General features: G+C 60.4%; 25 protein-coding genes. 12 read left to right on the forward strand and 13 right to left on the reverse strand.

What is annotated here, in order from left to right:
- The first annotated feature begins 1 nt into the window (after position 1).
- Positions 2-1,402, forward strand: a complete 1,401-nt coding sequence (locus BUB72_RS08770; protein ID WP_073142867.1) for an exonuclease domain-containing protein — start codon at positions 2-4, stop codon at positions 1,400-1,402.
- A 32-nt stretch (positions 1,403-1,434) separates the two neighbouring features.
- Here BUB72_RS08770 and ygfZ read toward each other — a convergent pair whose 3' ends face one another.
- Positions 1,435-2,190: a CAF17-like 4Fe-4S cluster assembly/insertion protein YgfZ gene (gene ygfZ, locus BUB72_RS08775; RefSeq protein ID WP_073142869.1), complete on the reverse strand. Its 756-nt coding sequence runs from the start codon at positions 2,188-2,190 to the stop codon at positions 1,435-1,437.
- A 64-nt stretch (positions 2,191-2,254) separates the two neighbouring features.
- On the opposite strand from ygfZ, the gene BUB72_RS08780 reads away from it, so the two are divergent.
- Both BUB72_RS08780 and BUB72_RS08785 read left to right on the forward strand, forming a co-directional pair.
- Positions 2,255-2,941, forward strand: a complete 687-nt coding sequence (locus BUB72_RS08780) for a TIGR04283 family arsenosugar biosynthesis glycosyltransferase (RefSeq protein WP_073142872.1) — start codon at positions 2,255-2,257, stop codon at positions 2,939-2,941.
- A gap of 94 nt (positions 2,942-3,035) precedes the next feature.
- On the forward strand, positions 3,036-4,247 hold the full coding sequence (locus BUB72_RS08785) for a pyridoxal-phosphate-dependent aminotransferase family protein (RefSeq protein WP_073142877.1): 1,212 nt from the start codon (positions 3,036-3,038) through the stop codon (positions 4,245-4,247).
- Here the strand turns inward: BUB72_RS08785 and BUB72_RS18805 are convergent, their stop codons facing one another.
- Entirely contained in the window at positions 4,248-4,421 is a 174-nt protein-coding gene (locus tag BUB72_RS18805; RefSeq protein ID WP_175549140.1) for a hypothetical protein, read from the reverse strand.
- A gap of 63 nt (positions 4,422-4,484) precedes the next feature.
- The gene (locus tag BUB72_RS08790) at positions 4,485-5,588 is read right to left on the reverse strand and encodes a pyridoxal phosphate-dependent aminotransferase (protein WP_073142879.1); all 1,104 of its coding nucleotides are present in this window, start codon (positions 5,586-5,588) and stop codon (positions 4,485-4,487) included.
- Between the two features lie 81 nt (positions 5,589-5,669).
- Between BUB72_RS08790 and BUB72_RS08795 the strand changes: the two genes are divergently transcribed.
- A complete protein-coding gene (locus BUB72_RS08795; protein WP_073142881.1) occupies positions 5,670-5,834 on the forward strand; it encodes a Tat pathway signal protein in 165 nt (54 codons plus the stop codon).
- Between the two features lie 39 nt (positions 5,835-5,873).
- Positions 5,874-6,644 (forward strand): crotonase/enoyl-CoA hydratase family protein, encoded by a 771-nt coding sequence (locus BUB72_RS08800; protein WP_073142883.1) that lies wholly within the window; start codon positions 5,874-5,876, stop codon positions 6,642-6,644.
- A 204-nt stretch (positions 6,645-6,848) separates the two neighbouring features.
- Here BUB72_RS08800 and BUB72_RS08805 read toward each other — a convergent pair whose 3' ends face one another.
- Positions 6,849-9,953, reverse strand: a complete 3,105-nt coding sequence (locus tag BUB72_RS08805) for a valine--tRNA ligase (protein ID WP_073142886.1) — start codon at positions 9,951-9,953, stop codon at positions 6,849-6,851.
- A 153-nt stretch (positions 9,954-10,106) separates the two neighbouring features.
- Between BUB72_RS08805 and kynA the strand changes: the two genes are divergently transcribed.
- Entirely contained in the window at positions 10,107-10,949 is an 843-nt protein-coding gene (gene kynA / locus BUB72_RS08810) for a tryptophan 2,3-dioxygenase (protein WP_073142888.1), read from the forward strand.
- Here kynA and BUB72_RS08815 read toward each other — a convergent pair.
- The 6 genes from BUB72_RS08815 to BUB72_RS08840 form a co-directional block, all read right to left on the reverse strand.
- Complete coding sequence (locus BUB72_RS08815; protein ID WP_083588621.1) at positions 10,946-12,016, reverse strand: DUF2235 domain-containing protein; 1,071 nt, start codon at positions 12,014-12,016, stop codon at positions 10,946-10,948. The two genes, kynA and BUB72_RS08815, sit on opposite strands and share 4 nt — an antisense overlap.
- 138 nt (positions 12,017-12,154) lie before the next feature.
- Positions 12,155-12,793 carry a class I SAM-dependent DNA methyltransferase gene (locus BUB72_RS08820; RefSeq protein ID WP_073142892.1) on the reverse strand — a complete coding sequence of 213 codons (639 nt, stop codon included), beginning with the start codon at positions 12,791-12,793 and terminating at the stop codon, positions 12,155-12,157.
- Positions 12,783-13,100 carry a cupin domain-containing protein gene (locus BUB72_RS08825; RefSeq protein WP_073142895.1) on the reverse strand — a complete coding sequence of 106 codons (318 nt, stop codon included), beginning with the start codon at positions 13,098-13,100 and terminating at the stop codon, positions 12,783-12,785. Before BUB72_RS08825 ends, BUB72_RS08820 begins: the two co-directional genes overlap by 11 nt.
- A complete protein-coding gene (locus tag BUB72_RS08830) occupies positions 13,101-15,389 on the reverse strand; it encodes a xanthine dehydrogenase family protein molybdopterin-binding subunit (protein WP_073142897.1) in 2,289 nt (762 codons plus the stop codon).
- Between the two features lie 65 nt (positions 15,390-15,454).
- Entirely contained in the window at positions 15,455-17,884 is a 2,430-nt protein-coding gene (gene hrpB, locus BUB72_RS08835) for an ATP-dependent helicase HrpB (RefSeq protein ID WP_073142899.1), read from the reverse strand.
- Positions 17,885-17,915: 31 nt separating this feature from the next.
- Complete coding sequence (locus BUB72_RS08840; protein ID WP_245814776.1) at positions 17,916-18,587, reverse strand: DUF3108 domain-containing protein; 672 nt, start codon at positions 18,585-18,587, stop codon at positions 17,916-17,918.
- Positions 18,588-18,758: 171 nt separating this feature from the next.
- Between BUB72_RS08840 and meaB the strand changes: the two genes are divergently transcribed.
- From meaB to BUB72_RS08865, 5 genes are all read left to right on the forward strand, one after another.
- Positions 18,759-19,718 carry a methylmalonyl Co-A mutase-associated GTPase MeaB gene (gene meaB, locus BUB72_RS08845; RefSeq protein WP_073142901.1) on the forward strand — a complete coding sequence of 320 codons (960 nt, stop codon included), beginning with the start codon at positions 18,759-18,761 and terminating at the stop codon, positions 19,716-19,718.
- Positions 19,719-19,924: 206 nt separating this feature from the next.
- The gene (gene rpmB / locus BUB72_RS08850; RefSeq protein ID WP_073142903.1) at positions 19,925-20,212 is read left to right on the forward strand and encodes a 50S ribosomal protein L28; all 288 of its coding nucleotides are present in this window, start codon (positions 19,925-19,927) and stop codon (positions 20,210-20,212) included.
- Between the two features lie 133 nt (positions 20,213-20,345).
- Positions 20,346-20,690, forward strand: a complete 345-nt coding sequence (locus tag BUB72_RS08855) for a hypothetical protein (protein WP_073142905.1) — start codon at positions 20,346-20,348, stop codon at positions 20,688-20,690.
- 56 nt (positions 20,691-20,746) lie between these two features.
- Complete coding sequence (locus BUB72_RS08860; protein ID WP_073142907.1) at positions 20,747-21,274, forward strand: copper chaperone PCu(A)C; 528 nt, start codon at positions 20,747-20,749, stop codon at positions 21,272-21,274.
- Between the two features lie 124 nt (positions 21,275-21,398).
- The gene (locus BUB72_RS08865; protein WP_073142909.1) at positions 21,399-21,863 is read left to right on the forward strand and encodes a low molecular weight protein-tyrosine-phosphatase; all 465 of its coding nucleotides are present in this window, start codon (positions 21,399-21,401) and stop codon (positions 21,861-21,863) included.
- On the opposite strand, the gene BUB72_RS08870 is transcribed toward BUB72_RS08865, so the two are convergent.
- Together BUB72_RS08870 and BUB72_RS08875 are read right to left on the reverse strand one after the other, a co-directional pair.
- Complete coding sequence (locus BUB72_RS08870; protein WP_245814780.1) at positions 21,839-22,120, reverse strand: hypothetical protein; 282 nt, start codon at positions 22,118-22,120, stop codon at positions 21,839-21,841. The genes BUB72_RS08865 and BUB72_RS08870 overlap by 25 nt on opposite strands.
- A 153-nt stretch (positions 22,121-22,273) precedes the next feature.
- Positions 22,274-22,642 carry a hypothetical protein gene (locus tag BUB72_RS08875; protein ID WP_073142913.1) on the reverse strand — a complete coding sequence of 123 codons (369 nt, stop codon included), beginning with the start codon at positions 22,640-22,642 and terminating at the stop codon, positions 22,274-22,276.
- Between the two features lie 451 nt (positions 22,643-23,093).
- Here BUB72_RS08875 and lepA point away from each other — a divergent pair, with 451 nt between their 5' ends.
- Entirely contained in the window at positions 23,094-24,893 is a 1,800-nt protein-coding gene (gene lepA, locus BUB72_RS08880) for a translation elongation factor 4 (RefSeq protein ID WP_073142915.1), read from the forward strand.
- Between the two features lie 6 nt (positions 24,894-24,899).
- Here lepA and BUB72_RS08885 read toward each other — a convergent pair whose 3' ends face one another.
- Positions 24,900-26,045 (reverse strand): Fic family protein, encoded by a 1,146-nt coding sequence (locus tag BUB72_RS08885; RefSeq protein ID WP_073142917.1) that lies wholly within the window; start codon positions 26,043-26,045, stop codon positions 24,900-24,902.
- Positions 26,046-26,246 lie beyond the last annotated feature (201 nt).

Here is a 26,246-nt window from a genome sequence, read left to right on the forward strand (position 1 = left end):
CATGACCCATCTCAGCCTCCGACTGCGCATCTTCTTGTTCTTCTGTCTGATCGGCTTCGGCGGGTTGGCAGTGGTTCTGGGCGCAGTCTGGCTGGGGTATCGGCAATTGGGCGACCCGTCCGCGATGTCGGCTTTCGCGACGGTGGCTATTGTCTCGGGGTTCGGGTTTCTGGCGCTGGCGACCTTTGTCTGGCGGTTGTTCGACGAGAATGTCAGCAAGCCGATCGAGCATCTGGCCGCGCAGTTCCGCGTGCGGGCCAATGCGGATGTGGTCGCTGAAATAGACGCCCGCACGGCGCAGTATCTGGGCGATCTGGCCCCTGCGGCCTCGGCCATTCAGCAAAAGCTTGGACAGGCCAGCAAGGCGACCGCTGAGACCGTCGCGCAGAAAACGGCGCGGCTGGAATATCAGCGTGCGCAGCTGTTGCGTATCTTGTCTGATATTCCCGTCGCCGTGATTGTTGCGACGCGCGACCACCAGATCGTGTTGTATGACGGGCAGGCGGCCGAACTGATGGAGCGCGAAGCACCGGTTCGCCTGAACGGCTCTGTCTTTGACTACCTTGAGAAGCCGTCGCTTCTTGAAACCTTATCGCAGATGAAAGCCGATGGGGCCATTCGGCGCGAGATTGCGATCAAAGGCCATTGCGGCGCGATTTATTCCGGCCATATCCGCCTGTTCGAAGCCGATGAAAGCTACACGTTGATGCTGGAGCCGCTTGCGCCACATGCCGAGCGCCCGTTGGTCTATGACTTTGACTTGTTTGAGAAAACGCAGTCCACCGATCCGAATGACACCGCGATGCGCGATTTGACTTTCGTGGTGTTTGACAGCGAAACGACGGGCCTTGACCCCGCCAAAGATGATGTCGTGCAATTGGGCGCGGTGCGTGTTGTGAACGGCAAGATCGTTGCGACCGAGAGGTTCGAGACTTTGGTTAATCCGGGCCGCCCGATCCCGCCAGGCTCGACCAAGGTGCATCATGTCGACGATGCGATGGTCGCCGATGCGCCAGCTTTCCCCCAGGCGCGCGCAGCGTTTCACCGCTTTGCTCAAGGGGCCGTGATTGTCGCCCATAACGCGCCGTTTGATATGGCGTTTTTGCATCGCGACGCGGCTAAGGATGCGCCTCGGTTCGACAATCCGGTCCTTGATACCGTGCATCTGTCGGCAGTGGTGTTCGGCGGGTCTTCCGAGCACACGTTGGATGCTATCTGCGACCGGCTATCGGTCGAAATTCCACCAGAGTTGCGGCACACGGCGCTGGGTGACGCGATGGCCACCGCGCAGGTTCTGGTGGCATTGATGCCGATACTGGAAGCGCGGGGTTTGCGCAGCTTTGGCGAGGTTCGTGAAGAGGTCAAAAAGCACGTCAGGATCCTGAAAATCCAAGACTCATAGCGGCCGCGTCCGGTGGCAAGCGCGGCGCCGCGTCAGTCCCGCACGTAGTCCACACGGACATCGCCGGCTGTCATGCCCTCGGTAGCGCGATCAAACCGCAGATAGGCAATCGCCCGCCCGCCGGATTGGGTATAGAGCGTGCCGACCGCCTTGTTATGGGCGTCAATTGGCGTGCCGACAGGGGCTTCGCCGTCGATGTTGACCAAGGCCAGACCTTTGCGCAGCTCAGTCTTGTGCTTCATACGCGCGGTGACTTCCTGACCGACATAGCAGCCTTTGCGAAAATCGACGCCGTTTAGCCGCTCGAACCCCATTTCCAGAATGAAACTATCATCGGCGACCAACTCTATGCCCATCTCGGGAATGCAATGCGCCACGCGAATCGCGTCCCAATCCACATCGGCCTGTTCTTCAAACGCAAAGCCCGGCCCGTAGGCGCGCCAGCCAAGGGCTTCGTGGCGCGGATCGGGATAGGCCCCGTCCGGCATGTTGCCCACACCGCGTGTCACATCGACCTTCAATTCGTGCAGCTTCACATCGGCGCGCAGCTTGTAGAAGGTCAGCCGCCGCATCAGCGCGTCGCCATAGGGGGCCGCGACGTCGATCAGGATCGCGTCCTTCCAAGGGACCAGAAAGAAATCCACCTGAAACTTGCCTTGCGGGGTGAGCAGCGCCGCGTAGACGATGCCGTCCGACAGTTTGGACAGATCATTGGTGACCAGCCCTTGCAGGAAATCCTCGCGGTCGCTGCCGCTAACTTCGATCAACATGCGTGTGCTGTCTGGCATTTGGTTCTCCGTGTATTCTTTGCCCTGTCATATAGGAGGCGGGGGTGGGTATAACAGCCCTGATATGTCTGCACCGTTTTCCATCGTGATCCCGACCCTGAATGCGGCGGCCCAGCTGCCGGAGACCCTGAACGCCCTGATGCCGGGGTTGGAGAGGGGAATGATCCGGGACTTGATCGTCTCGGACGGAGGCAGCACGGACGCGACGCTTGAGATTGCCGAAGCTGCGGGGGCGGTCGTGGTGAGCGGCGCCAAGGGGCGTGGCGGGCAGCTGCACCGCGGGGCCGAAGCCGCGAGGGGTGAGTGGTTGTTGTTTCTGCACGCCGACACGCATCTGGCCCCCGATTGGGTCGGGGCCGCCGCCGTTCACCGCGCAGAGCATCCTAATCTTGCGGCAGCGTTCCGCTTGCGATTTCGCGCTAAGGGTCTGGCCCCTCGAGTCGTGGCGTCCTGGGCGAACCTGCGCAGCGCTGCGCTGAACCTGCCTTACGGCGACCAAGGCTTTCTGATGTCGCGCGAGTTATACGACTATTCTGGCGGCTACCCTGATCAGCCCTTGATGGAAGACGTCGCCATGGCGCGGGCCTTGAAAGGCCGTATCCGGTTGCTGGATACCTATGCCGCGACAGGTGCGGAGCGGTATGAGCGCAACGGCTGGCTGCGCCAAAGCCTGCGTAATTTTGGCACTTTGACGCGCTACAGTTTCGGGGCTGATCCTGAAAAGTTGTCCAAGCGCTATCACAAAGGCTGATCTGCTGCATAACTGATAGCGAATTGACGGCCCCTGCGGACGGCTCTACCTCTTGGGGTCAAGTCGTTGCTCTGGTTTCCAAAAGGCCTGATTCATGTCCAATCTGCCCAACCTGTCCCATGGTCGTCATACGCTGGCCATTCCCGGTCCCTCCGTAATGCCGGAGCGGGTGTTGCAGGCGATGCACCGCCCCGCGCCGAACATCTATACGGGCGAGCTGATTGACATGACCTATTCGCTGGTTCCCGACCTGAAAGCCGTGGCGAAGACCAGTGGCCATGTCGCGATGTATGTCGGCAATGGCCATGCCGCGTGGGAGGCGTCGCTGGCCAATGTGCTGGCGATTGGTGACAAGGTTCTGGTGCCGGGGGCCGCGCAGTTTTCCAATGGATGGGCCGAGACCGCGCGCAAACGCGGGCTGGTGGTGGAGCAACTTGATTTCGGTCGCCGTGCGCCGATTGACCCGCAAGGGGTCGAAGACGCGTTGCGGGCTGACAGCGGCCACGAGATCAAGGCCGTTCTGGTGGTGCAAACCGACACCGCCAGCTCTGCCAAGTCCGACCTCGCGGCTATTCGCACGGCTATGGACGCAGCGGGGCATCCGGCCTTGATGATCGTCGATAGCATTGCTTGCCTTGGCTGCGACGACATGCAGATGGATGCGTGGGGAATTGATGTCGTGGTTACCGGAAGCCAAAAAGGGCTGATGGTGCCGCCCGGCATGTGCTTTGTGTTCTTCAACGACAAGGCCGCCGCCATGCGCCAAAAGATGGAGCGGGTTTCGGGCTACTGGGACTGGCATCCGCGGGCCAATCCCGAGGGCTATTACCAGATGTCCTGTGGCACAGCGCCAACCCACCATCTTTACGGCTTGCGCGTGGCACTCGACATGATCGTCCATGAAGAAGGTCTGGAGAATGTGCTGGCCCGCCACGCGACGCTGGCGCGGGCCTTGTGGGCGGCATGTGACGTTTGGGGACAAGGTGGCCCGCTGGAGTTGAACATCACTGATCCGGCGGCGCGCAGCAACGCGGTGACGTCACTGCGGATCGGCGCCCCCCATGGCACCGATTTGCGCAACTGGTTGATCGAACAGGCTGGCCTCACGCTGGGCATCGGCCTTGGCATGGCGACCGAAGATGACCCGATGTCCGACGGCTTCTTCCGCATCGGCCATATGGGCCATGTGAATATGCATATGCTGATGGGTACGCTGGGCTCGATTGATGCTGGGCTGAAGGCGCTGAATATCCCACATGGGGATGGGGCTTTGGCGGCGGCGGCTCGGATTTGCGCGGGGAAGTAGCTAGTCGCGCCTTGGAATTCTCTGCAAAATCACATGCAAAAACAGGCTGGTGAGCAGCGATATCGCGTAGCCGAACGCGGCCCAGAGGATGAACAGCCCTGAGAACAGGACCACATAGGCCATGACCAGAAACGGCTTGGTGTAATCCTCGACCCGACCGGGTGGCTGTGACATGGGCGCGTCCTTTCTCCTCCCTTAGCCTAGCGTGGCTTTTGGCAAAGAACAGTCGCGTTTGCGTTATCCGGCGGCGGTCAGCGCTTTCGGCAGGGCGGTTTCCAGCAGCTTCATGTCCTGATCGCTGCCGCAACTGATGCGGATGGCGCGGTCTTGCGGGGCAACGAAGGGCATCCTGACGAACAAGCCCTGATCCAGCAATCCGGCGAGCACCTTGCGGGCATAGTCACCGTCCTTGCCGCAATCCACAGCGACGAAATTGGTGGCCGAGGGCAGGGGCGTCAGCCCGTTGTCGCGCGCGATTTTCGCAATCCGGTCACGGGACGCGGCCACCTTGGCACAGATGTCGGACAGGTAGTCCTGATCTCGCAAGGCCGCCAAAGCGCCCGCTTGGCTGATCCGGCACATACCGAAATGGTTGCGTATCTTGTTGAAGGCAATGATGTTTTCGGCTTCGCCCAACGCATAGCCCACCCGCGCACCTGCCATGCCGTGCCCCTTGGAGAAGGTGCGCATGCGGATCACGTTGGGGTTGGACATGTCCAGATCAGGCGCGGTGCCGTCGGGGGCGAGCTCGATATAGGCCTCGTCCAGAATCAGCAGGCAATTGCCCGGCACGGCGTCGATCATCCGTTGCACCGCCACTGAGTCATGCCAGCTGCCCATTGGGTTGTCAGGATTGGCGAAATAGATCAGCCGCGCGCTGGTCTCGCGGGCTTTCGCCAGCAGCGCGTCAGGGTCTTCATGGTCGTCGCGGTAGGGGACCATATGCAGATCGCCACCGAACCCCGCTACATGGTAGTTAAAGGTCGGATATGCCCCTTCCGAGGTCACGACAGCCGTCCCTCGTTCCACATAAAGCCGCACCAGATACCCCAACAGAGCGTCAATGCCCTCGCCAACCATGACGTTTTCGGGCGCGACGCTGTGATGCGCCGCCAGCGCTTGGCGCAGGTCATAGCTCTCGGGGTCGCCATATTGCCAAACCTCCGATGCGGCGACCTTCATCGCCGCGATGGCTTTGGGCGAGGGGCCAAAAACGCTCTCATTCGCTCCAAGACGGGCTTTAAAGGCGGTCCTGCTGGCCCGCTCCAGGGCTTCAGGCCCCACGAATGGAACGGAGGCAGGAAGGCTGTCGGTAAGCGGGGTAAGGGGCGGTCTATTCATGCGTCAGAGTTTGACCGTGTTTTTGCATTGCTTGCAAGTGGGCGCGCGTACCCCCATTTAAGACGGACGGAGGGATTATCCATGCCACACCTCACACGCCGCGGCTTCATGGCCGCAACTCTGGCCACCGGTGCTAGCCGCGCGGTGCCGATCGCTATCAAAGCCCGCAAACCACGGGTCCTTCTGGAGCTTGTCTATGACAAGGCACTGGGCATGATGCGCGCCGTGGAGCGTATCGTTAGGTAACACTGGCCTGCGCCAAACCTTGTGGCTACGCTTTGCGCCATGAGCTTGGTTACAACTGATATCGCCGACGGCATCGCACGGGTCACGTTGAATCGTCCCGAGAAGATGAACGCCATTTCTCTGGACATGCTGGACGAGGTTCTTGCAGCTGCCGAGGCTCTGCGCGGTGCAGATGTGAATTGCGTAGTGCTGTCGGGAGAGGGGCGCGCGTTTTGTGCGGGGATTGACATCACGTCTCTCTCCAGCCTTCTGGGGCAGGACATGGACGAGGTCATTATCCGCCGCACCCATGGGGATGCCAACCGGTTTCAGGAATTTTCTCTCGCGTGGCGCAAGCTGGAGGTACCGGTCATCGCAGCACTTCATGGGGTTTGCTTTGGTGCCGGGATGCAATTGGCGATTGGGGCCGATATCCGTGTCGCTGCCCCCGAGACCAAGCTGTCGATCATGGAAATGAAGTGGGGTCTGGTGCCCGACATGGGCGGCATGACGCTGTTCCCACAGGTGCTGCGCGACGATGTGTTACGCAGGCTCACCTACACAGCCGAGATCGTGGAGGCAGAGCAGGCGCTTGCTTTCGGGCTGGTCACGGAGGTCTCCGAAGACCCGCTGGCCCGAGCGATGGAGCTGGCAAAGCAAATCGCCGCGCAAAGCCCAAGCGCCGTTCGCGCCGCGAAACGGCTGATCGCGGAAGCGCAAACGGGTACGACATCCAGCGTTCTAATGGCAGAGTCTGTTGAGCAGGCCGCCCTGATCGGCAAGCCTGACCAGATGGCCGCCGTCATGCGTGGCATGTCCAAGAAAACTTAGAAAGAGGCGGCCGGGGTTGCCCCCGACCACGCTCCGAAGATCGCGCATGGCGGTCTCCATCCGGTCCGGTCATCGGCTCTCCAGCCTGTACCGGACCTTCAGTGAAACACGATTCCTGTTTCCATTTGGTTAAAAATACTCAAATCGCAACGCACTTTGCGGGCGATGGAGTTTGAGTATTTGAGACCAAATGGAGACGGGGCGTCATCCCAATTCAGCCAACCTTGCGAGAGCAGCTTTCAGTTTGCCCTCTTCTTCCTCACGCGCTGTGAGGTTTTCGCGGGCTTCTTCGACCACGTCGGCGGGGGCGCTTTCGGCGAATTTGGGGTTGTTTAAGCGACCTCGCAGACCGCCTAACTCCTTGGCCAGTTTGCCTAAAGTTTTCTCCAGCCGCGCTTTTTCCTCGTCGATGTCGATGATGCCTGCCAGCGGCAAGGCGAAGCTGCCGCCTGCGACCGGGATGGTGACGGAGCCTTTTGGCACCGCGCCTTCGGTGACGCCTTCGATGCGGGCGAGCTTGAGGATCAGGGCCTCGTTATTGGCGAAGGCGGTGCGGCCTGCGGCGTCCAGATCGACCTGAACCAGCGGCACCTTGAGGCCTGCGGGCACGTGCATTTCGCCGCGGGCGGAGCGGACTGTGTCAATCAAGGCGATCACCCAGTTCATTTCCGCGTCGGCATTTTTATCAACCAATTCAGCGCCGTAGGTGGGCCAGTCCTGATGGACCAGCATCGTGTCGCGCTTGGCGGTGACGCCCCAAAGCTCTTCGGTGATGAACGGCATGATCGGGTGCAGCAGGATCATGCACTGGTCCAGCACCCACGCCATTGTCGCGCGGGTCTCGACCTTCTCGGCGTCGGTTCCGTCGAGCAGGAGGGGCTTGGAGAACTCCACATACCAATCGCAGACCTTGCCCCAGACGAAGCGGTAAAGAGCGTCGGCGGCGTCGTTGAAGCGGTAGCTTTCCAGCGCTTGGTCGACCTCCATCCGGACCTTGGCGGTCTCGCCGACGATCCATTTATTGACCGTAAATTCGAGGTCTGCGGGGCGTCGGCTTTGCGTCGGCTTTGTGTCGGGCAAACCGTATGCCTCGTTCATCTCGGCGAAGCGGACGGCGTTCCACAGTTTGGTGCCGAAATTGCGGTAGCCCGCGATGCGCTGCATGTCCATTTTCAGCACGCCGCCGAGCGACGCCATGGCCGCGTTGGTGAAGCGCAGGGCGTCGGCGCCGTATTCGTCGATGATCTCCAGCGGGTCGACCACGTTGCCGGTGGATTTCGACATCTTCTTGCCCTTGGCGTCGCGCACGAGGCCATGCAGGTAGACCGTGTCGAACGGGATCTGGTCCACCACCGCAAGTTGCATCATCATCATGCGGGCGACCCAGAAGAACAGGATGTCCTGCCCTGTGACCAAGGTGGAGGTCGGGAAATACTTCGCCAGTTCCGGCGTCTGCTCGGGCCAGCCGAGCGTGCCGATGGGCCAGAGGCCCGACGAGAACCACGTGTCCAGAACATCCGCGTCGCGCCAGATCGGGTAGACCAGCTTGGTCGGGTCTTGCGTGACGTTGTATTCCGCCAGCCCGGCGGCGAATTGGTGCAGCGCCTCGGCGCGGTCCTCGACTTCGACGGGGCGGGCGTGGTTCAGGGGCGTCGGCAGTTTCGCCAGAATATCCTCGAACTGGCCGGTGACACCGCCGAATTCCGTCGCGCAGTGATGCACGTCAGGATTGGCGGCGATGGCGTCGTTGGTCAGCAAACGGCCAATCTCTACCGAATCCAGATCGCCGTCGCTTTCGTCATCTTTGAAGCCTGCGGCGTTCAAATCGAAGCCGTACCAGACGGGGATTTGATGACCCCACCAAAGCTGGCGGGAAATGCACCAAGGCTCGATGTTTTCCAGCCAGTGGAAATAGACCTTCTCACCGCTGTCGGGCATGATCTTCACGTCGCCATTGCGCACCGCGTCCAGTGCGGGGCCGACGATTTTGTCGGTCTCGACGAACCATTGGTCTGTCAGCATCGGCTCGATCACCACCTTGGAGCGGTCGCCGAAGGGCTGCATGATCGGCTTGTTCTCGACGTACGGGACCAGCTTGGAGCTTTCCTGACCGTCTTCTTCGTCGATCACGGGGACGGAGACCATGACGGCCAGCCCCTCGTCGGTGATGTCTTGCACCACCGCTTTGCGCGCCTCGAACCGGTCCAAGCCGCGATAGGCGACCGGTACCATGTTCATCGCGGCGACCATGCGCTCGTCGAACTCCTGCTCGCCCTTGGCAATCGCTTGGGCCGTGGCGGCTTCATCCACGTAGAGCCTGCCGTCGGAGCGCATGGCACCCTTGCTGTCCATCAGATTGTACATCGGGATGCCGGCACGTTTGGCGACCTGATAGTCATTGAAGTCATGCGCGCCGGTGATTTTCACCGCACCGGAGCCGAAATCCTTGTCAGGATATTCGTCGGTGATGATCGGGATCTGGCGGCGATATTCTTTTGGTCCAACCGGAATTTCGCAGAGTTTTCCAACGATTGACGCGTAACGCTCATCCGTTGGGTGAACCGCAACTGCGCCGTCGCCCAGCATGGTTTCGGGGCGGGTCGTGGCGATGGAGATGTAGTCGCGGGTCTCGCGCAGGGTGACGTTTCCGTCCTCGTCTTTCTCGACATATTCATAGGTTTCGCCGCCCGCCAGCGGGTATTTGAAGTGCCACATATGACCGGGGGTTTCGATATTCTCGACCTCCAGATCGGAGATCGCGGTCTCGAAATGCGGGTCCCAGTTGACGAGGCGTTTGCCGCGATAGATCAGGCCTTTGTTATACATCTCGACGAAGACTTTGATCACCGCGTCGGGGAAGTTGCCGGACATGGTGAAGGCTTCGCGCGACCAATCACACGACGCGCCGAGGCGTTTGAGCTGGTCACGGATGGTGCCGCCCGATTGTTCCTTCCACGCCCAGACGTGTTCGAGAAATTCGGGGCGGGTCATGTCGGTGCGTTTCTTGCCCTCTTTGGCCAATTCACGCTCCACCACCATCTGGGTGGCGATGCCTGCGTGGTCCGTGCCTGCCTGCCAGAGCGTGTCGTAGCCTTGCATGCGCTTCCAGCGGATCAGGATGTCCTGCAACGTGTTGTTGAACGCGTGACCCATATGCAGGACGCCGGTGACGTTGGGGGGCGGAATCATGATGCTGAAGGTTTCGGCGCGCTTGGCGTTGGCACCTGCGGTGAAGCAGCCCGCCTTGTCCCAAGCATCATAGAGCCGGCTTTCGGCTTCGGCTGCGTTGAATGTCTTTTCCATGGCCATGATATCGGTCCCCTTTTGGAGTTACCGAGGTCATACCGCGACGGGGCGGGGTGGAAAAGGGCTGATCGGGTGTTTTGGCGCGGGCGGCTTTGGTTGCGTCGGGCGCGGGGGGCGATACCATGCGGTGATCGTCACATTCAGGAGCACGCCGCCATGACCACGGACACGCCGTATGACCCCGCCGAGGACGGCGCGCAGATGCGTTTTGACGGGCGGATGTCGTATAACGACTACCTTAAGCTGGACATGGTGTTGGGGGCGCAGGCGTGCCTGACGGAGACGCATGACGAGATGCTGTTTATCATCCAGCACCAGACGTCTGAATTGTGGATGCGGCTGGCCTTGCATGAAATTGGTGCTGCGCGGGCGGCCATTCGCGGCGATCAGTTACAACCGGCGTTCAAGATGCTGAGCCGTGTGGCGAAGATATTCGAGCAGCTGAACAACGCGTGGGACGTGCTGCGGACCATGACGCCCAGCGAATATACGGCGTTTCGGGATGATCTGGGGCAGTCGTCGGGGTTTCAGTCTTGGCAGTATCGGTTGATCGAGTTTGCCGTGGGCAACCGCAACCCTGCGATGATCAAGCCGCATGCGCACCGTGCGGATATCATGGAGAAGATCACGGCGGAACTGGCGCAGCCATCGCTTTATGACGAGGCGGTGCGGGCTTTGGCGCGGGCGGGGCTTGCGGTGCCGCAGGAGGTGCTGGAGCGCGATGTGTCTGGCACGCATTTTTTTAGCGACGGGGTGATGGCGGCTTGGGCGGTGGTGTATCGCGACCCGCAGGCGCATTGGGCGCTTTATGAGCTGGCCGAGAAGCTGGTGGATTTCGAGGACTATTTCCGCCGCTGGCGATTTAACCATGTCACCACGGTGGAGCGCGTGATCGGCTTCAAGCGTGGGACTGGCGGGACGGGGGGTGTCAGCTACCTCAAACGCATGCTGGAGGTGGAGCTGTTTCCGGAGTTGTGGCGCGTGCGCACCGAGCTCTAGCCCCGCGAGGCGGCTTTGATTTGCGATTTGCTGGCGGGGACAAAGCCTTGCGGGCTGTTCACGACGCTTGGGTGCAACCGCTCCGACGGGTCGCGGCCGACGACGCGGGCGCGTCTTTGCCAAAACAGCTTGCCCCAGTGCCGCCACGTGCCCACGGACGGGGCTTCGACGTCGCGCGGGAAGCGTGCGCGCCAGTCATCGGGCAGGGGCAGGCCGCAGGTTTCGGCTTTCTCCAGCATCCAGACGAGCGAGATATTGGCCAAAGGCCGTGCCTTGTCATAGCCCATCAGGTGACCGCCGACATCGCCATGCGCGCCTTTGAACCAGACCTGTTCCAACACGCCTTCAAAACCTTCGCGGCTTTCCCACATCACCGGCTCGAACACGCGGCGGGTTTCGTTGAGGGCCAACGCGTGGAAGCCGTGCTTGACAGCACAGCCAAGCGAGTGGTTGTGGAATTCATGCTCCACCGGAGAAAACCGCCACAGGAACGGCGCGCGGAAGCCCAAGGCGCGGACGGTGTCCCAGATGCCGATCATCTCGATATTGGCTTCCTTGTGACAATGCTGTTCGTGAAACGCCTTGCAGGCCTTCGAGGTCGGGCTTCTGCGGTAATGGCGGTAGGCTTGGCGCACGTTGCGTTCGGTGGCGCAGTCGGCGCGCAGCAGGCCGACCTGATCAATGACGCCCGCAAGGCTGCGCACGGCATAGGCCCCGCGCGAATAACCGAACAGGAAAATGCGGTCACCGGGACGGTAGCGCGAGGCGATGAAGCCATACGCGTTGCGGATCTGACGGTTAATGCCGACGCCCGCCATAATGTCTATCGCGCGGCGCAATCCCTGCCACTGAAGGCCGGCTTCGTATTTCAGCGACAGCGCTTTGTTCGGGGCCATTTCGGACAACAGCCGGAAGGTCATGCCCGCGTGGGTCTCGAAGCCGCTTTCCAAGGTGGACATGGTTCCGTCGAGGATGATCACGTGGGTGACAGGCCCTCGTGTGGCCTTGGGGTGAACCGAACGCGGTTCCGGGCCGAAGCCTACGAGGGATTTGAGACGGTCAGACATGGGGCGGACATATCCGCCAAGCCTTTCCATTCCCTTATACCAGCGCACGTTACTCACTCCAATTGGAACCTTTTAATAACCCTAGGAGGAACCGAGAACGGCTTCCAGTCAAGGTGCTTCACATATTATTCATGGATGTTACGCCCGACGGAACACAGCCAGATGGCCTTTGTCATGTGTGTGGGCGCGGTCTCCGCTCGCTCCGTAGATCGAAACAGTTTGGATATGGTAGTCGGTGATCTTGGGTGCGAGCGCTTCGAACTTTGCCGCGAACCCGCGCGCCTCGAAATGTTCCGCGTTGACCGACAGAACGAACAGCGCATCAGGGCGCGCGAGGGCGATCAGCTTGTCCAAAGCGTCCGGCCCGACATGCCCGTGGGTGAAGGTGCCGGAGCTGACGATGCCGTTATATTGTGCGGGCTCAATCGGCAGGGTCTTGGTCAGGTCGGCTTCGATCAGAGTGCGGTAAATTCCCTTCTGACCCGCCACAGCCAGCATATCCGCGGATAGATCCAGCGCGTCGATCACGACGTCACTGCATGTGCTTAGAGCCTCGGCCAGCAGCCCTGTGCCTGCGCCGACATCCAGTACGGGACCGGTCCCACCAAGCTCCGCAAACACCCGCGCCACATGGGCGGGCAGTTGGTAGTCCATGTTTTGCGCAAAGCTTTTGTCGTAGGTCTCGGCCCAATCGCCATAGAGCTTACGGTTATCGTCTGGCGTTTCCAGCGCGTAGGCGGCGTCTAGGTCGGGTTTGCCGTTCGGGTCACGTGTCATTGCGGCGGGCTTCCAGAAACTCGATCTCGATGAATGCGCATTCGAAGTCATTGGCGCTGAGCACGTCATGCTCCATGCCCAACTCGCGGAAGTATGGAACCCCGTTCTGCATGGGCGCAGTGATTACCTCGCCATCCGGCAGCCTGATTTCCAAAGCGCCGTCGAACAGTGGCACCACCACATAATCATAGTCGTGCCGATGCCAGCCCGTGTTGTCGCCGCATTTTTTGAACCGCCATTCCGTCACGCGGGTGCGGGCGTTTTCGATCTGGACGGTGCCGATTGCGGTGCCTGACGCGTCACACATTTATGTGCTGCCCAGCATTTGCCAGACACGCTGCGGGGTGAACGGCATGTCCGCTTGGCGTACGCCACGCTCCCACATCGCATCGAGCGCCGCGTTGGCTACGGCGGCCAAGGCCCCGACGGTTCCCGCCTCGCCGCAGCCTTTCATGCCAAGCACGTTGGCAGTGGATGGCACCGGCTCCGAGTGGAAGTCGATCATCGGCATGTCCGCCGCGCGGGGCATGCCGTAGTCCATAAAGGTCGCCGTTAGAAGCTGGCCGTCCTCGTCGTAGATCACATGCTCGCTGATTGCTTGGCCAATGCCTTGCACGACGCCACCATGGACCTGGCCTTCGGCCATCATCGGGTTCATCAGCACGCCAAAATCGTCGACCACGGTGTATTTGACCACCTCTGTCAGGCCAGTGTCGGGGTCGATCTCGACCTCCGCCACGTGGCAGCCATTGGGGTAGGAACGTCCCGGCAAGGTCGTGCTGGCCGTGATGTTCAGCAAGTCGTCGCGGCCCTCGTTGCGGGCGGCGTCTGCGGCCTCGATCAGGGTCATCACGGTGTTGGAACTTTCGGCGCGGAAGGCCCCGTCTTCGAACGCGACTTCGTGTGCACCCAACTGCTCCGCGACGAAATGACGGAACGTGTCGATGGTCTTCTCCGCCACCGCCTTGTTCGCGGTGCCTTGCGTGGTGACCGAGCGGGAGCCGCCCGTGCCGCCGCCGTTGGCGATCCGGTCACTGTCGCCTTGGATGATGTCGATCAGGTCGATGTCGATGCCGGTATATTCGTGCAACATCTGGGCGTAGACGGTCTCGTGGCCCTGACCGTTGCTTTGGGTGCCGACGTAAAGGTTAACGCGGCCTGTGTTTGCGAACTCCACATGGGCGGTCTCGTCGGGGCTGCCGAGAATGCTTTCGATGTAGTAACACACCCCAAGCCCGCGCAGCTTGCCTGCCTTGGCTGAGGTGGCTTTGCGTGCGGTGAAGCCTGCCATGTCGGCCTCAACCTCGGTGCGGTTCAGGACCTTGTGGAAGTCGCCCACGTCATAGAGTTCGCCGGTGACCGAGGTGTAGGGGAATTTGTCCGCCGCAATGAAGTTCTTGCGCCGCAGCTCCATCGCGTCGATGCCCAACTCGCGGGCGGCGTAGTCGATGGCGCGCTCCAGCACATAGATCGCCTCGGGGCGGCCTGCGCCGCGATAGGCGTCGACTTGGGTGGTGTTAGTGTAGATGCCCTGATTGGAAAAATACGCCGCCTGCACGTCATAGCCGCCCATCAAAACCTTGGACGCGAGATCGCTTTGGATGAACTGCGCGAAGGTTGAATTATACGCGCCCATGTTGCTGACGGTGTTGACGCGGTAGGCGGTGATCTTGTGGTCCTTGTCGAAGGCCAGCTCCGCCGTGGAGACCAGATCGCGGCCCGCGTTGTCGGTCAGCATCGATTCCGTGCGGTCGGCCTGCCAGCGCACGGGGCGGCCAAGGGTGCGGGCGGCTTGGGCGACCATGAAATATTCGGGGTAGTCGAAGGCCTTCATGCCGAACCCGCCACCCACATCGGGCGTGGTCACATGCACGTCTGTCTTGTCGATCCCCAGCGTGGACGAGAGCGAGCCTTTCAGCCCCCAGACCCCTTGGCCGGAATATTCCATGTGCAGACGGTCGTCCTCGATCGCGGCCCAACAGCCGCGTGGCTCCATGGAGTTGGCGATGATCCGGTTGTCACCGATCTCGACCTTGGTGGTGAAGGCTGCGGCTTTGAACGCGGCGTCGGTTTTGTCGGCGTCGCCGATGCCCCAATCGTAGGCGACGTTGCCGGGGGCCTCGGGGTGGATCGCTGCGCCGCCTTCGGAGACGTCCATATGCACGGGGAGATCGTCATACTCGAATCCGATCAGCTCGGCGGCGTCCTTGGCCTGCTCCAGAGTATCCGCCACGACCATCGCAATCGCCTCGCCCACAAAACGCACGCGCCCCGTCGCCAGAATGGGCCGCACGGGGGCCGCGCCTTGGGTGCCGTCGCGGTTGGAAATGATCGACGCGCCCATCTTGTTGGTGCCGCCGGCTGCCACGAAACTGTCAGCCGTCAGGACCAGATGCACGCCCTCTGCGGCTTCCGCTTCGGTGATATCCAGCTCGGTGATTTCGGCATGTGCGACGGAGGAGCGGAACACGAAGCCGAACAGCGCGCCGCTGGGCACCGTGTCGTCCAGATAGCGGCCATGGCCGGTCAGGAAGCGCGAATCCTCAAGACGTTTTACAGGTTGGGCGGTGCCGAATTTGCTGTTGGCGAGTGTCATGACGCGGGCCTCCGAATTTGGGTCGCCTCAAACACTAGCGGTAGGGGCCGAACTGTCCAGCCCGCTTACGTTCCGCGCGGTTTGGCGCGCAAGGTGGGGTCTGCGACAGTCGGGTCTTCGGGCCACGGGTGGCGCGGGTAGCGCGCCCGCATATCCTTGCGGACGTCGGCGTAAGACCCCGCCCAGAAGCCCGGCAAATCGGTCGTGACCTGAACGGGCTTCGAGGCGGGCGACAGGAGCGTGATTTTCAGCGGCAAGCGGTCTGGCCCCGTGCGCGGGTGTTGCGTGACGCCGAACATCTCTTGCAGGCGCACCTCTAGGGCAGGGGTTCCATGCGCATAGTCCAGCGCCAGATCACGCCCCAAAGGCGTGGTGAACTTCGCGGGTGCACCTGCGTCCAGCGCCTGCATCTGGTCCCAGTTCAGCGCCGCGCGCAGGGCTTCTGCGACGTTGACGCCTTTCAAATCCTCCGCCGAGCGGACGCCTGACAGGTAGGGCAGCAACCAGTCTTCTAGGCTGTTCAACAGTCCTTCGTCCGACCAGTCCGGCATGCCGTCACGCATATACAGAACCCGCGCCCGTAGGTAGCGGGCGGGCTTCGACCAGTTCAATGCGGTGAGGCCCAGTTGGCGTATTCCGTCCAGCATCGCTTGAGCGAGGTGGTCAGGGTCGGCGTCTTTCCATGCGCGGTCGTCGAGCACCAACGCCCCGAAGCATTCCTGCCTGCGGGCCAGCACTTTGCGGTCCCGTTTGGACCATTCGCACAGGTCGACCCATTTGATTTGGTCCGCATATAGGTCGCGGAGTTCCGCGTCGCTTAAAGCACAGGCCAGCCGGACTTTGGCTTCCCGCGCGTCGCCGTCCAGATCAAGGGCCACGATCAGCCGTTGCCCTGCCAAGGCGTCGCTCCCGTCGATTATCGCGCCTTTGCCGCCTGACAAAACATAGCGCGCGTCCTTACCCGCACGCCGCAACCCGATGCGGTCGGGGTAGGCGAGGGCCGCCATCTCGCCCAAGCTGCGGTCGGTGCTGCCTGCGAAGCGCTTGAGGCGTTTGGCCTCCGCACGCACTCGCTCGATGACGCCGCGATTGGCGTGCGGTGGCACTGCGCCGCTGAGCAACTTCATGCGTGTTGCGATGTCTGTTCCCGAGTTGCGCCCCAGAGGATCGCGTTCCGCTAACAGAGCCGCCAGTGCAGGCCCGCGCTCACCAGACATTGCCAGCATATGGCCCAGACGCGGATGCAACGGCATTGCCGCCAAGCTGCGCCCGTGGTCGGTGATCCGGTCTGCGTCCAGTGCGCCGAGCATTTGCAATAAGGCTTTCGCTTCGGCAAATGCGCCCTCCGGCGGTGGCGTCAGGAACGCCAGATCTTCCGGTGCTGCGCCCCAGTTTGCCAGTTCCAGCGCCAGCCCCGTCAGGTCGGCGGCTTCGATTTCGGCAGGCGGGAAGGCAGGCAGCGCGCCTTCCTCGGCCCGCGTCCACATGCGGTAGCAAACGCCTGCCTGAACCCGCCCCGCGCGGCCTTGGCGCTGGGTGGCTTCGGCGCGCGATACTTTCTCCGTCACCAGCCGCGACATGCCGGAGCCGGGGTCGAACCGCGCCCGCCGCGCGCGGCCCGCGTCCACCACGACCCGCACGTCTTCGATGGTTAAAGAGGTTTCGGCAATCGAGGTCGCCAGTACGATTTTGCGCACGCCGTCCTCTAGCGCAATCGCTGCGCGTTGCTCTTTGAACGGCAATGCGCCGAACAGCGGTCGCACCACGGCACCGTTCGGCACATTGAGCATCCCCATCACGCGCCGGATTTCGCCTTCGCCGGGGAGGAACACCAAGACACCGCCTGTGGTCTCATTCACCGCGTGGTTCACCAGGTCGGCGGCTGCCGTCTCGAACCGCGTGTCCTTGTGCAGCGGTCGTTCCAGCCAGCGCGTCTCCACCGAATGTGCGCGCCCGTCGGAGGTGACCACGGGTGCGCCGCCCAACAATTCCGCCACGGGTTCCGCGTCCAAGGTGGCCGACATGACCATCAGTTTCAGGTCAGGCCGCAAAGCGCCGCGCGCTTCCCACGTCAAAGCCAATCCCAGGTCGCCATTCAAGGACCGCTCGTGGAATTCGTCGAACACCACACAGCCCACGCCCGCCAGTTCAGGGTCGCTCTGGATCATCCGCGTCAGGATGCCTTCGGTCACCACTTCGATCCGCGTGGCTTTCGACACTTTCGCCTCGCCGCGCATCCGGTAGCCGACGGTTTGGCCCACAGGTTCGCCCAAGGTTTGCGCCATGCGTTCGGCGGCGGCGCGGGTGGCCAGCCGTCGTGGCTCCAGCATGATCAGCCGCCCGTCAAACGCACCCGCCTCTAGTAAGGCCAGTGGCACCCGCGTGGTTTTCCCCGCGCCGGGCGGGGCCTGTAAAACGCAAACGCCCCCGCCCGAGTCATTAGCGGTCATGTGACCGACAAGGGCGTCTACTACATCTTCAATCGGAAGGCTCATGCCCCCGCATACAGCGCCTTGGCGCGAAGGTCTATTTCCGCTTCATCACCGCGTTGCCATATAGCGTGTGGGTCACGACCTTTTCCACGCGGTAACGGCCATCGGCGGTCTTGGCGTAGAACAAGTTGAACGGGAAGCGTGCTTTTTCCGCCATGTCTTCGGGCGAAAATCCGGCCAAGCGGCGGTACTCGCCGTCGCATTTGATCATGTCGCCTTCGGCGCGCGGGGTGGCCAGCTTCACCTGCGAGCGGCGCTTGCCGTCATACATCTTCACGTCCAGCTCGCAGACCTCGTCTTTGTTGACGTCGCGAAATGCCGCATAGAGCGCCGTCATCGGGTCCACGGTGCCCTTTTGGGTAGACGGTTTGACCACGTTCGGCCCCGCCACATAATCCGACACAGACGGCACGCCGCCCTTGTAGGTCATCGAGGCGGAGGATTTGCGTTTGCCGGTATCGGCCTTCTCGTCATAGCGGGAGGGGCTGAAATTGTTGCCACTGACCCGTCCGCTGGAACTGGCGGTGTATTTCACCTTGGCCACCAACCCGACGAGCCCGCCGCTTTGCAAGACGCCGGAGGCATTATACGCGCCGCCGTTCTCAGCGCCTTTTACCGTCAGGGTGCCAGCGGTGATCCCGCGAATGGCGACGGAGAACACGGCATCCGTCGTTCCGTCAGCCGCAGCCATTTGGGGCGCGGTCATTGCCAGGGGGAGGGCGCAAACACCCAAGATTTTCAAAAACTGCTTCATATTCTAGCCTCGTTGCATCACTTATGCCTCTCAGGGCATATTGGTCCTCAAACCACCGGATAACACCCCAAGTTGCGGGGAAAACAAGCGAAAGATCGCCCATCCTTGAAACATATTGAAGACATGGCCGCAAAGATACGAGGCGGCGACAGACGGGCCTTGGCCCGTGCAATCACCCTTGTGGAAAGCGGTCGCGCCGACCATCGGGCGGAGGCTTTGGCCCTTATTGATACCTTGCGCGTAGATGCGCCGCAGGCATTGCGCATCGGGTTGTCCGGCACGCCGGGTGTGGGGAAATCGACCTTTATCGAAGGGTTCGGGCTGCATCTAACGGGGCAGGGGCTTCGGGTCGCGGTGCTGGCGGTGGACCCAAGTTCGACCCGATCCGGCGGATCAATTCTTGGTGATAAGACCCGTATGGACCTGCTGTCGCGCGACCCGAATGCCTTTATCCGGCCCTCGCCGTCGCAGTCCCATCTGGGTGGCGTGGCGCGGCGCACCCGTGAGGCGGTGACCTTGTGCGAGGCGGCTGGCTTCGACGTGGTGTTGATCGAAACGGTGGGTGTCGGCCAGTCCGAGACCATGGTGGCGGAGATGTCCGATCTGTTCATCCTGTTGCTGGCCCCCGCGGGCGGGGACGAGTTGCAGGGCGTCAAACGTGGCATCATGGAAATCGCCGACCTGATCCTAGTGAACAAGGCCGATGGCGACCTGAAGCCCGCCGCGGTGCGCACGCAGGCCGACTATACCGGTGCGTTGCGACTTTTGCGCAAGCGCGCGCAAGACCCTGAAGGCTTTCCCAAAGCGCGGATCGTGTCGGCGTTGACGGGGCTAGGGCTGGAGGAAGCATGGCAGGACATGCGGACGCTCAGCGACTGGCGCAAAGAGCACAGTCATTGGGATACGCGCCGCAAGGCCCAAGGGGTGCATTGGTTCGAGGAGGCCGTGCGCGCTGGGCTTTTGGCGCGGATCAGTTCTGACAAGTCCGCAGCGGCGACGATGAAAACCCTTGCGCAAGAGGTCGCTGACGGCGCGTTGTCCCCTGATCGTGCGGCTGCCAAAATGCTCGACAGCCTGACTTAGAAGGGTGTTCTGGCCATAAAATGCAGCTTTATGGCGGATGAGTCGCGGTTCTTGCCGCGCAACCGTCAGAAACAGGGTGTTTCCCGCGTCAAAACACCTATTCTCCACTTGACCCCCTAAGAATCTCCGCCTATTCCACGCAGACCGAATTCAGGGCATCGCAAGGGCGGTGCCTTCATCTGTTTAAGACCCGGAAGGAAACGCACATGTCGCGCGTATGTGATCTCACCGCCAAAGGCCCGATGTCTGGCAACAATGTCAGCCATGCTAAAAACCGGACCAAGCGTCGCTTTCTGCCGAACCTGAACGACGTCACCCTGATGTCCGAGACTCTTGGTCGCGGCTTCAAGTTCCGCATTTCTGCTGCTGCCCTGCGCACAGTTGACCACCGTGGTGGCCTCGACGCGTTCATGGCAAAAGCCAAAGACGCCGAGCTGTCCACCAAGGCGCTCAAAGTCAAAAAAGATATCGCGAAAGCCCAAGCAGAAGCTTAAGGCCAACGCACATCGCTTTCGAAGCGGCCTCGCCCCTACGGGCGGGGCCGTTTTCGTTTGATCTGGGACAACGTTGCGTGAGGGGCGATTTGGCATATTGGCTCTGTCGCTCACGCATCGTATTGAAAGCCTTATGATCTTCGTTCGCCGTCTCTTTGCAGCATTTCTTGTGCTCACCATGGTTGCCACCACCGGTGCCATGGCCGTGATGCGCGATCGCGATGCAGGCACGCAGGCGATGGTGATCTGCAACGGCTCCGGCCTGCAAACGATCCTGCTTGATGCCAATGGCGAGCAGGTCGACCCCGCGCCGGTTTGCCCCGATTGCACAATGGTTGTGCTGGCCGAAGGGCCGGCGCCGCTTTTGGTGCTGCTCGGGTCTGCGCAAAAGATCGAGATGGTGCTGACCGAGGCCAGCCAGTCCTATGTCCGGATGGACAAGGACGCGCTGAAAGCCCGCGCCCCGCCTGTTGGGTGATCTGACCTAAAACTTTCAAACCTACAGACACTCATTCAATCGAAAGGGCATATCCCATGTCTTTGAAACTTATCTCTGCGGCCGTGCTTGCCGCCACGCTTTCCACTGCCGCCTTCGCAGGCGACATGGCCTTCAAGGTCACCGATTCCTACGCACGTAGCGCCAGTGCCAACGCCAAGACCGGCGCGGCTTTTATCACGCTGATGAATATGAGCGACAGCGATGACCGGCTCATCGGTGCCGCGTCTCCGGCGGCCAAGCGCGTGGAGCTGCACACCCACTTGGAAAATGACGGCGTGATGAAGATGGTCCATGTCGAAGAAGGCTTCCCCGTCGCGGCTGGCGAGATGATCGAGATGCAGCGCGGCGGCAAACACGTGATGATGATGGGCCTGAACGGGTCGTTGGAGCAGGGCGCCATGGTTCCCGTGACGCTGACCTTCGAGAAGGCCGGCGACATGGAAGTGATGGTGCCGGTTGATCTGGAGCGCAAGCCGATGAAAGGCCATGGCATGATGAAACATGGCAAGAAGGGCAATGGCGCTGGACAGGGTGCGGGCCACGGAAACGCCAGCGACAGCTAAAGAACCGGAGGCAGCCCTGATCAAAGGGCTGCCACTCTCCGCTTGTTTGGATTAATTCCCGCTTGGTACTTGATCAGAACTGACAATTGTCGCACTACAGAAGCTTAGCTGGGGAGCTATTGTAGTGACGAATAAAATATTGTTTGCCTGTTTGGGCAACATATGTCGTTCGCCGTTGGCGGAAGGCATTGTACGGTTGAAGGCGCAAAACGCCGGACTTGAACTTGAACTTGATAGCGCCGGAACCGGCGGTTGGCATGTCGGCGATCCTGCCGATGCGCGGGCTGTGGTGGCGGCGCGGCTCAAGGGATACAACATCGAAAACCAGATATCGCGAAAGATCGGGGCTGGTGATTTCGACGCCTTCGATCTGATCGTCGCAATGGACGAGACCAATCGTCAGGATATCGAAGCGCTGCGCCCGTCAGGGTCGACGGTTCCGGTTGTTCTGATGTCGTCCTTCGCGCGAGAACAAGTGTCTGTCGAGGTGCCTGATCCCTATTACACTGGCAAGTTCGAGCCGGTCATCGCGATGCTGGAAACTTGCGCAGACGCGCTGGTGTCTCAGCTTCTGGCGGCGCGGCAGTAGCTTTCGGCGTTCGCGCCAAACTGCTTGTAGCGTTTCCAGAACTTCTCGTGGCTGTTGTTGTCCGACTGGCGGATCACCTGCGCGCGGTGCGGATCGGCAAAGAAGCTGGCGGCAAGGCGTTGATCGCTGTTATCCAGCGTCAGGTCCGCTACCTGCTGCACGCAGTTGCACAACGGGCGTGACGCGGCTTTTCGGTCCGCTTTCAGGCAGGCGCGTTCAATCGGACCCGCGAGTGCTGCCCCTGATGTCAGTCCCATCACGATGGCAAGTGTTGCTAGTTTGAAACCCATAGTCCCGCTCCATGACCTACGGCGCAATGTGTCTCGCGCTCGTTTGTTTCGGGGACTATATGACGAACGCCGTGGCAAATTCAATCACCACGGCGTTCACATTTTGTAAGACCTGATCGCTTAGTTGCTGGGCAGGTTCGACCCCAGCAAAACACGACGTGGCGCGTAGGTGCCGTTCAGCGCTGGCAGGTTCTCGACGAAAACCTCGGTCACGGGGCCATTTTCCAGAATGGAGCCGGCACCCGACCGGGTAGACGCCAGATACTTGGTGTTGCTTTCGGAATAGCCTCCCGACCGCACGATTTCGGCTTCAACGAAACCGCGCCCTTTGTTGTCGCCAGTGGCGTTGTGGGGGCGGTAGTTGATCGGGTTGGTGTAGCTGCCAACGATCGGCGTGTTGGTGTGAACATGCGGATAAAGCGACTGGTCACCGGCGAACGCAGGGGCGGCAGTCACGAGACAGAGGCTGGCAAGGGCAATTCGGAACATTGAAAACATCCTTATGGAGGGGCAGCAGAACAGAGACGTTAACTGTCCATTAATGCCTTGATGTCGTCAAGTTTTCGCCATTTTTCAGTATGTTACGGGCTATATCTGGTGTGATACATGAGCTAAACCGCTAGGGGAGGCACCATTGTTTCCGTCACGGCAACCACCGCCACATTGTTGCCATGATTTGAAGGGGGAGTGATTCTGCCTGATCTGCGCTAATCCGGCTTGGCGTTCCGAGCCGGATCGACATGGCTGTATTGGCCGGTTTTCACCCCTCTGACACGGTGCCAGCCGGGCAGTATTTTGGGCAATTCCGGACCGGAAGGGGCATCTGCCTCGCGGGCCCTGCCAAACCCCGTCAAACATCAGTCAAAGCAGGGCCATCGAAAGCGTGCCTTATGTAACAGGCACCTTGACCAACCCCTCAAAGCAAATCATATCCTCCTCCATGACCGAGCTTTCAAAAATCCGCAATTTCTCCATCGTGGCGCATATTGACCACGGTAAATCGACCCTTGCTGATCGCCTCATCCAAGAGACGAACACAGTTGCCGCGCGCGACATGAAAGAGCAGATGCTCGACAGCATGGATATCGAGCGCGAGCGGGGCATCACTATCAAGGCCCAGACCGTGCGGATCGACTATGTGGCCGATGACGGCGAGGCCTATGTCCTCAACCTCATCGACACCCCCGGTCACGTGGATTTCGCCTACGAGGTCTCCCGCTCCATGCGCGCCGTCGAAGGCTCGCTGCTGGTCGTGGACTCGTCCCAAGGGGTCGAGGCCCAGACGCTGGCCAATGTTTACCACGCCATCGACGCGGACCATGACATTGTGCCGGTCCTGAACAAGATCGACCTGCCTGCGTCGGACTGCGACCGCGTGGCCGAGCAGATCGAGGACGTCATCGGCATCGACGCCTCCGGCGCCATCCGCGTGTCCGCCAAAACGGGGCAGGGTATTCACGAGACATTGGAGGCCATCGTCACCCGCCTGCCGGCCCCCAAAGGCACCCGCGACGCGCCGCTGAAAGCGATGCTGGTGGACTCATGGTATGACAGCTATCTCGGCGTCATCGTCCTTGTCCGCATCATCGACGGCGTGCTGAAAAAGGGCGAGCGGATCAAGATGCTCTCCAACGGCTCCACCCATCATGTGGACCGTATCGGCGTGTTCAAACCCGCCCTGACCGAAATCCCCGAGCTTGGCCCCGGCGAAATTGGCTTCCTCACCGCGTCCATCAAGCAGGTGCGCGACACCCGCGTGGGCGACACCATCACCCACGAAAAGAAGGGCACCGAAGACGCACTCCCCGGCTTCAAGCCGTCGCAGCCCGTGGTATTCTGTGGCCTGTTCCCCGTGGACAGTTCCGAGTTCGAGGACCTGCGCGACGCCATCGAAAAGCTGGCCCTGAACGACGCGTCCTTCTCCTACGAAATGGAAACCTCCGCCGCGCTTGGCTTCGGCTTCCGCTGCGGCTTCCTTGGCCTGCTGCACCTCGAGGTGATCCGCGACCGGATCGAGCGCGAGTATGACATCGACCTGATCACCACTGCACCTTCGGTTATTTACCACGTCTACATGCGCGACGGCGAGAAGATCGACCTGCACAACCCAGCCGACATGCCCGACCTGACCCATGTGGATCACTTGGAGGAGCCGCGCATCAAGGCGACGATCCTTGTGCCGGACGAATACTTGGGCGACGTGCTGAAACTCTGCCAGGACCGCCGCGGCATCCAGTTGGACCTGACCTATGCCGGCAGCCGCGCGATGGTTGTCTATGACCTCCCGCTCAATGAAGTTGTATTCGACTTCTATGATCGCCTGAAATCGGTAACAAAGGGTTACGCCAGCTTCGATTACCAGATGACCGGCTACCGCGAGGACCGCTTGGTCAAGATGCAGATCTTGGTAAATGACGAGCCGGTCGACGCGCTGTCCATCATGGTCCACCATGATCGTGCCGAGGCCCGTGGCCGCGCCATGGTCGAGAAGCTCAAAGACCTGATCCCGCGCCACATGTTCAAAATCCCGATCCAGGCCGCCATCGGGGGCCGCATCATCGCCCGCGAAACGCTGGCCGCCATGCGCAAGGACGTGACCGCCAAATGCTACGGCGGCGACGCGTCGCGGAAGAAAAAGCTGCTGGAGAAGCAGAAGGCGGGGAAGAAGCGGATGCGCCAGTTCGGGAAAGTGGATATTCCGCAAGAGGCGTTTATTAGCGCGTTGAAGATGGATAACTAGCCGACTCTATCTACTTGGCTCGGATAAGCTCATGAGTTCTTGAGCTAGCCATGCTTTGGGGTAAATATCGATTTCCACCAATATGTCTAATTCCACGAGTTTCGATAGTATCCCTCTCGCCGCCGCATCAGTGATCCCCGCCCTTTGTACTAAGTTCTTTGGTCTGAGGACCGGTACTTCAAAGAGCATGTCAATGGCGGTTAACAAATTGGTTGATGTCGAAGCTCCTGCTGCTCGCGCTTTGTAGTCGTCTTGCAATTGAATGATGCGGTCAATCGTACCGATGGTTTGTTGGGCCGTCCTACTTACGGCCTCAAGAAAGAAGTTTAACCACTCTGTCCATTCACCGAACGCGCTTACTCTATACATTCGATCAATGTATTCATCTTTGACGCCTTCCAAAGCGGGGCTGACAAATAGAGCGGGAATATCAAGTAGACCTTTAGAAACAGCCATAAGAGATATCAGCATTCTGCCAACACGACCGTTACCATCTGCAAATGGGTGGATAGTTTCGAACTGGTAATGGGCTAGGGCCAGATCTATCAGTGCTAGCTTGGGATCGCGCTCTGCATTTATGAATGCTTCAAGATCGCTGATGCAGTCAGGCGTAGCCGCAGGAGTCGCCGGTATGAAACGAGCAGTTTCTAGCGTTCGCCCACCGATCATGTTTTGATTGCGCTTGAACTCTCCGGGTAACTTGTCCTCACCGCGCTCCCTTCCAGCATCTTTTAGAAGGGTTTCGTGTGCTGTCTTGAGTGTACGATGCGTTATTGGAAGCTCATCCAGTGAAGAAATGGCGTTTTGTAGTGCATGAATATAGTTGGTAACTTCTCGCGTTTCTGGGTCTCTGTCACTGTCTACACCAGCTTCGGCAAGCGCGAGTTTGTTAGCGGTCGTGTGCGTCCCTTCCATTGCCGAAGATGTTTGTGCTTCTAGGCGCTGGAGTGGTCTAATGATGATATACGGGTTTGTTAGTCGTCTGCAGGCACCTTTTAGCTCGCCAATGCTGCCGGATGCGTCGGCAAGGCGAAGGGCAACCGAAGCCAAGTCAATTTTCGGTGGTAGTTTGGTTGGTACAAAAGCTCGCGCACCATAGACTGTGGGTACAAGCTGTCCTGGTGAAGCTTCGGAGAAATCATCGTACTTCATACTTATACTCTGCTATTAAGTTGTTCATGAGTTTATAGTTTGAGTGTCGTCCTCTATAAAGTGGATTGTTCACTTCCAAGTTCACTATAAGGTGGTGGTGAAATTTGAGAGTGTCCGATCTTCTGTGTAACTTGGTTTTGGTTCATGCTTCCTGAGAGGAGCAAGGACGATGACGATTTCCAAGGAACTGCTGGACGAACT

Origin of the sequence: Litoreibacter ascidiaceicola, assembly GCF_900129235.1 — a bacterium.
Taxonomy (GTDB): Bacteria; Pseudomonadota; Alphaproteobacteria; order Rhodobacterales; family Rhodobacteraceae; genus Litoreibacter; species Litoreibacter ascidiaceicola.

Excerpts from the sequence above, each read along its gene's own strand:
- BUB72_RS08805 (WP_073142886.1), bottom strand. The coding sequence starts at position 9,953 with ATGGCCATGGAAAAGACATTCAACGCAGCCGAAGCCGAAAGCCGGCTC.
- BUB72_RS08790 (WP_073142879.1), bottom strand. The coding sequence starts at position 5,588 with ATGAATAGACCGCCCCTTACCCCGCTTACCGACAGCCTTCCTGCCTCC.
- BUB72_RS08780 (WP_073142872.1), top strand. The coding sequence starts at position 2,255 with ATGTCTGCACCGTTTTCCATCGTGATCCCGACCCTGAATGCGGCGGCC.
- BUB72_RS08820 (WP_073142892.1), bottom strand. The coding sequence starts at position 12,793 with ATGACACGTGACCCGAACGGCAAACCCGACCTAGACGCCGCCTACGCG.
- BUB72_RS08885 (WP_073142917.1), bottom strand. The coding sequence starts at position 26,045 with ATGAAGTACGATGATTTCTCCGAAGCTTCACCAGGACAGCTTGTACCC.
- BUB72_RS08825 (WP_073142895.1), bottom strand. The coding sequence starts at position 13,100 with ATGTGTGACGCGTCAGGCACCGCAATCGGCACCGTCCAGATCGAAAAC.
- BUB72_RS08870 (WP_245814780.1), bottom strand. The coding sequence starts at position 22,120 with ATGGGACTGACATCAGGGGCAGCACTCGCGGGTCCGATTGAACGCGCC.
- hrpB (WP_073142899.1), bottom strand. The coding sequence starts at position 17,884 with ATGAGCCTTCCGATTGAAGATGTAGTAGACGCCCTTGTCGGTCACATG.
- BUB72_RS08860 (WP_073142907.1), top strand. The coding sequence starts at position 20,747 with ATGTCTTTGAAACTTATCTCTGCGGCCGTGCTTGCCGCCACGCTTTCC.
- lepA (WP_073142915.1), top strand. The coding sequence starts at position 23,094 with ATGACCGAGCTTTCAAAAATCCGCAATTTCTCCATCGTGGCGCATATT.
- BUB72_RS08840 (WP_245814776.1), bottom strand. The coding sequence starts at position 18,587 with ATGACCGCGCCCCAAATGGCTGCGGCTGACGGAACGACGGATGCCGTG.
- rpmB (WP_073142903.1), top strand. The coding sequence starts at position 19,925 with ATGTCGCGCGTATGTGATCTCACCGCCAAAGGCCCGATGTCTGGCAAC.
- ygfZ (WP_073142869.1), bottom strand. The coding sequence starts at position 2,190 with ATGCCAGACAGCACACGCATGTTGATCGAAGTTAGCGGCAGCGACCGC.
- BUB72_RS08875 (WP_073142913.1), bottom strand. The coding sequence starts at position 22,642 with ATGTTCCGAATTGCCCTTGCCAGCCTCTGTCTCGTGACTGCCGCCCCT.
- kynA (WP_073142888.1), top strand. The coding sequence starts at position 10,107 with ATGACCACGGACACGCCGTATGACCCCGCCGAGGACGGCGCGCAGATG.
- BUB72_RS08815 (WP_083588621.1), bottom strand. The coding sequence starts at position 12,016 with ATGTCTGACCGTCTCAAATCCCTCGTAGGCTTCGGCCCGGAACCGCGT.
- BUB72_RS08830 (WP_073142897.1), bottom strand. The coding sequence starts at position 15,389 with ATGACACTCGCCAACAGCAAATTCGGCACCGCCCAACCTGTAAAACGT.
- BUB72_RS08785 (WP_073142877.1), top strand. The coding sequence starts at position 3,036 with ATGTCCAATCTGCCCAACCTGTCCCATGGTCGTCATACGCTGGCCATT.
- BUB72_RS18805 (WP_175549140.1), bottom strand. The coding sequence starts at position 4,421 with ATGTCACAGCCACCCGGTCGGGTCGAGGATTACACCAAGCCGTTTCTG.
- BUB72_RS08795 (WP_073142881.1), top strand. The coding sequence starts at position 5,670 with ATGCCACACCTCACACGCCGCGGCTTCATGGCCGCAACTCTGGCCACC.
- BUB72_RS08770 (WP_073142867.1), top strand. The coding sequence starts at position 2 with ATGACCCATCTCAGCCTCCGACTGCGCATCTTCTTGTTCTTCTGTCTG.
- BUB72_RS08855 (WP_073142905.1), top strand. The coding sequence starts at position 20,346 with ATGATCTTCGTTCGCCGTCTCTTTGCAGCATTTCTTGTGCTCACCATG.
- BUB72_RS08800 (WP_073142883.1), top strand. The coding sequence starts at position 5,874 with ATGAGCTTGGTTACAACTGATATCGCCGACGGCATCGCACGGGTCACG.
- meaB (WP_073142901.1), top strand. The coding sequence starts at position 18,759 with ATGGCCGCAAAGATACGAGGCGGCGACAGACGGGCCTTGGCCCGTGCA.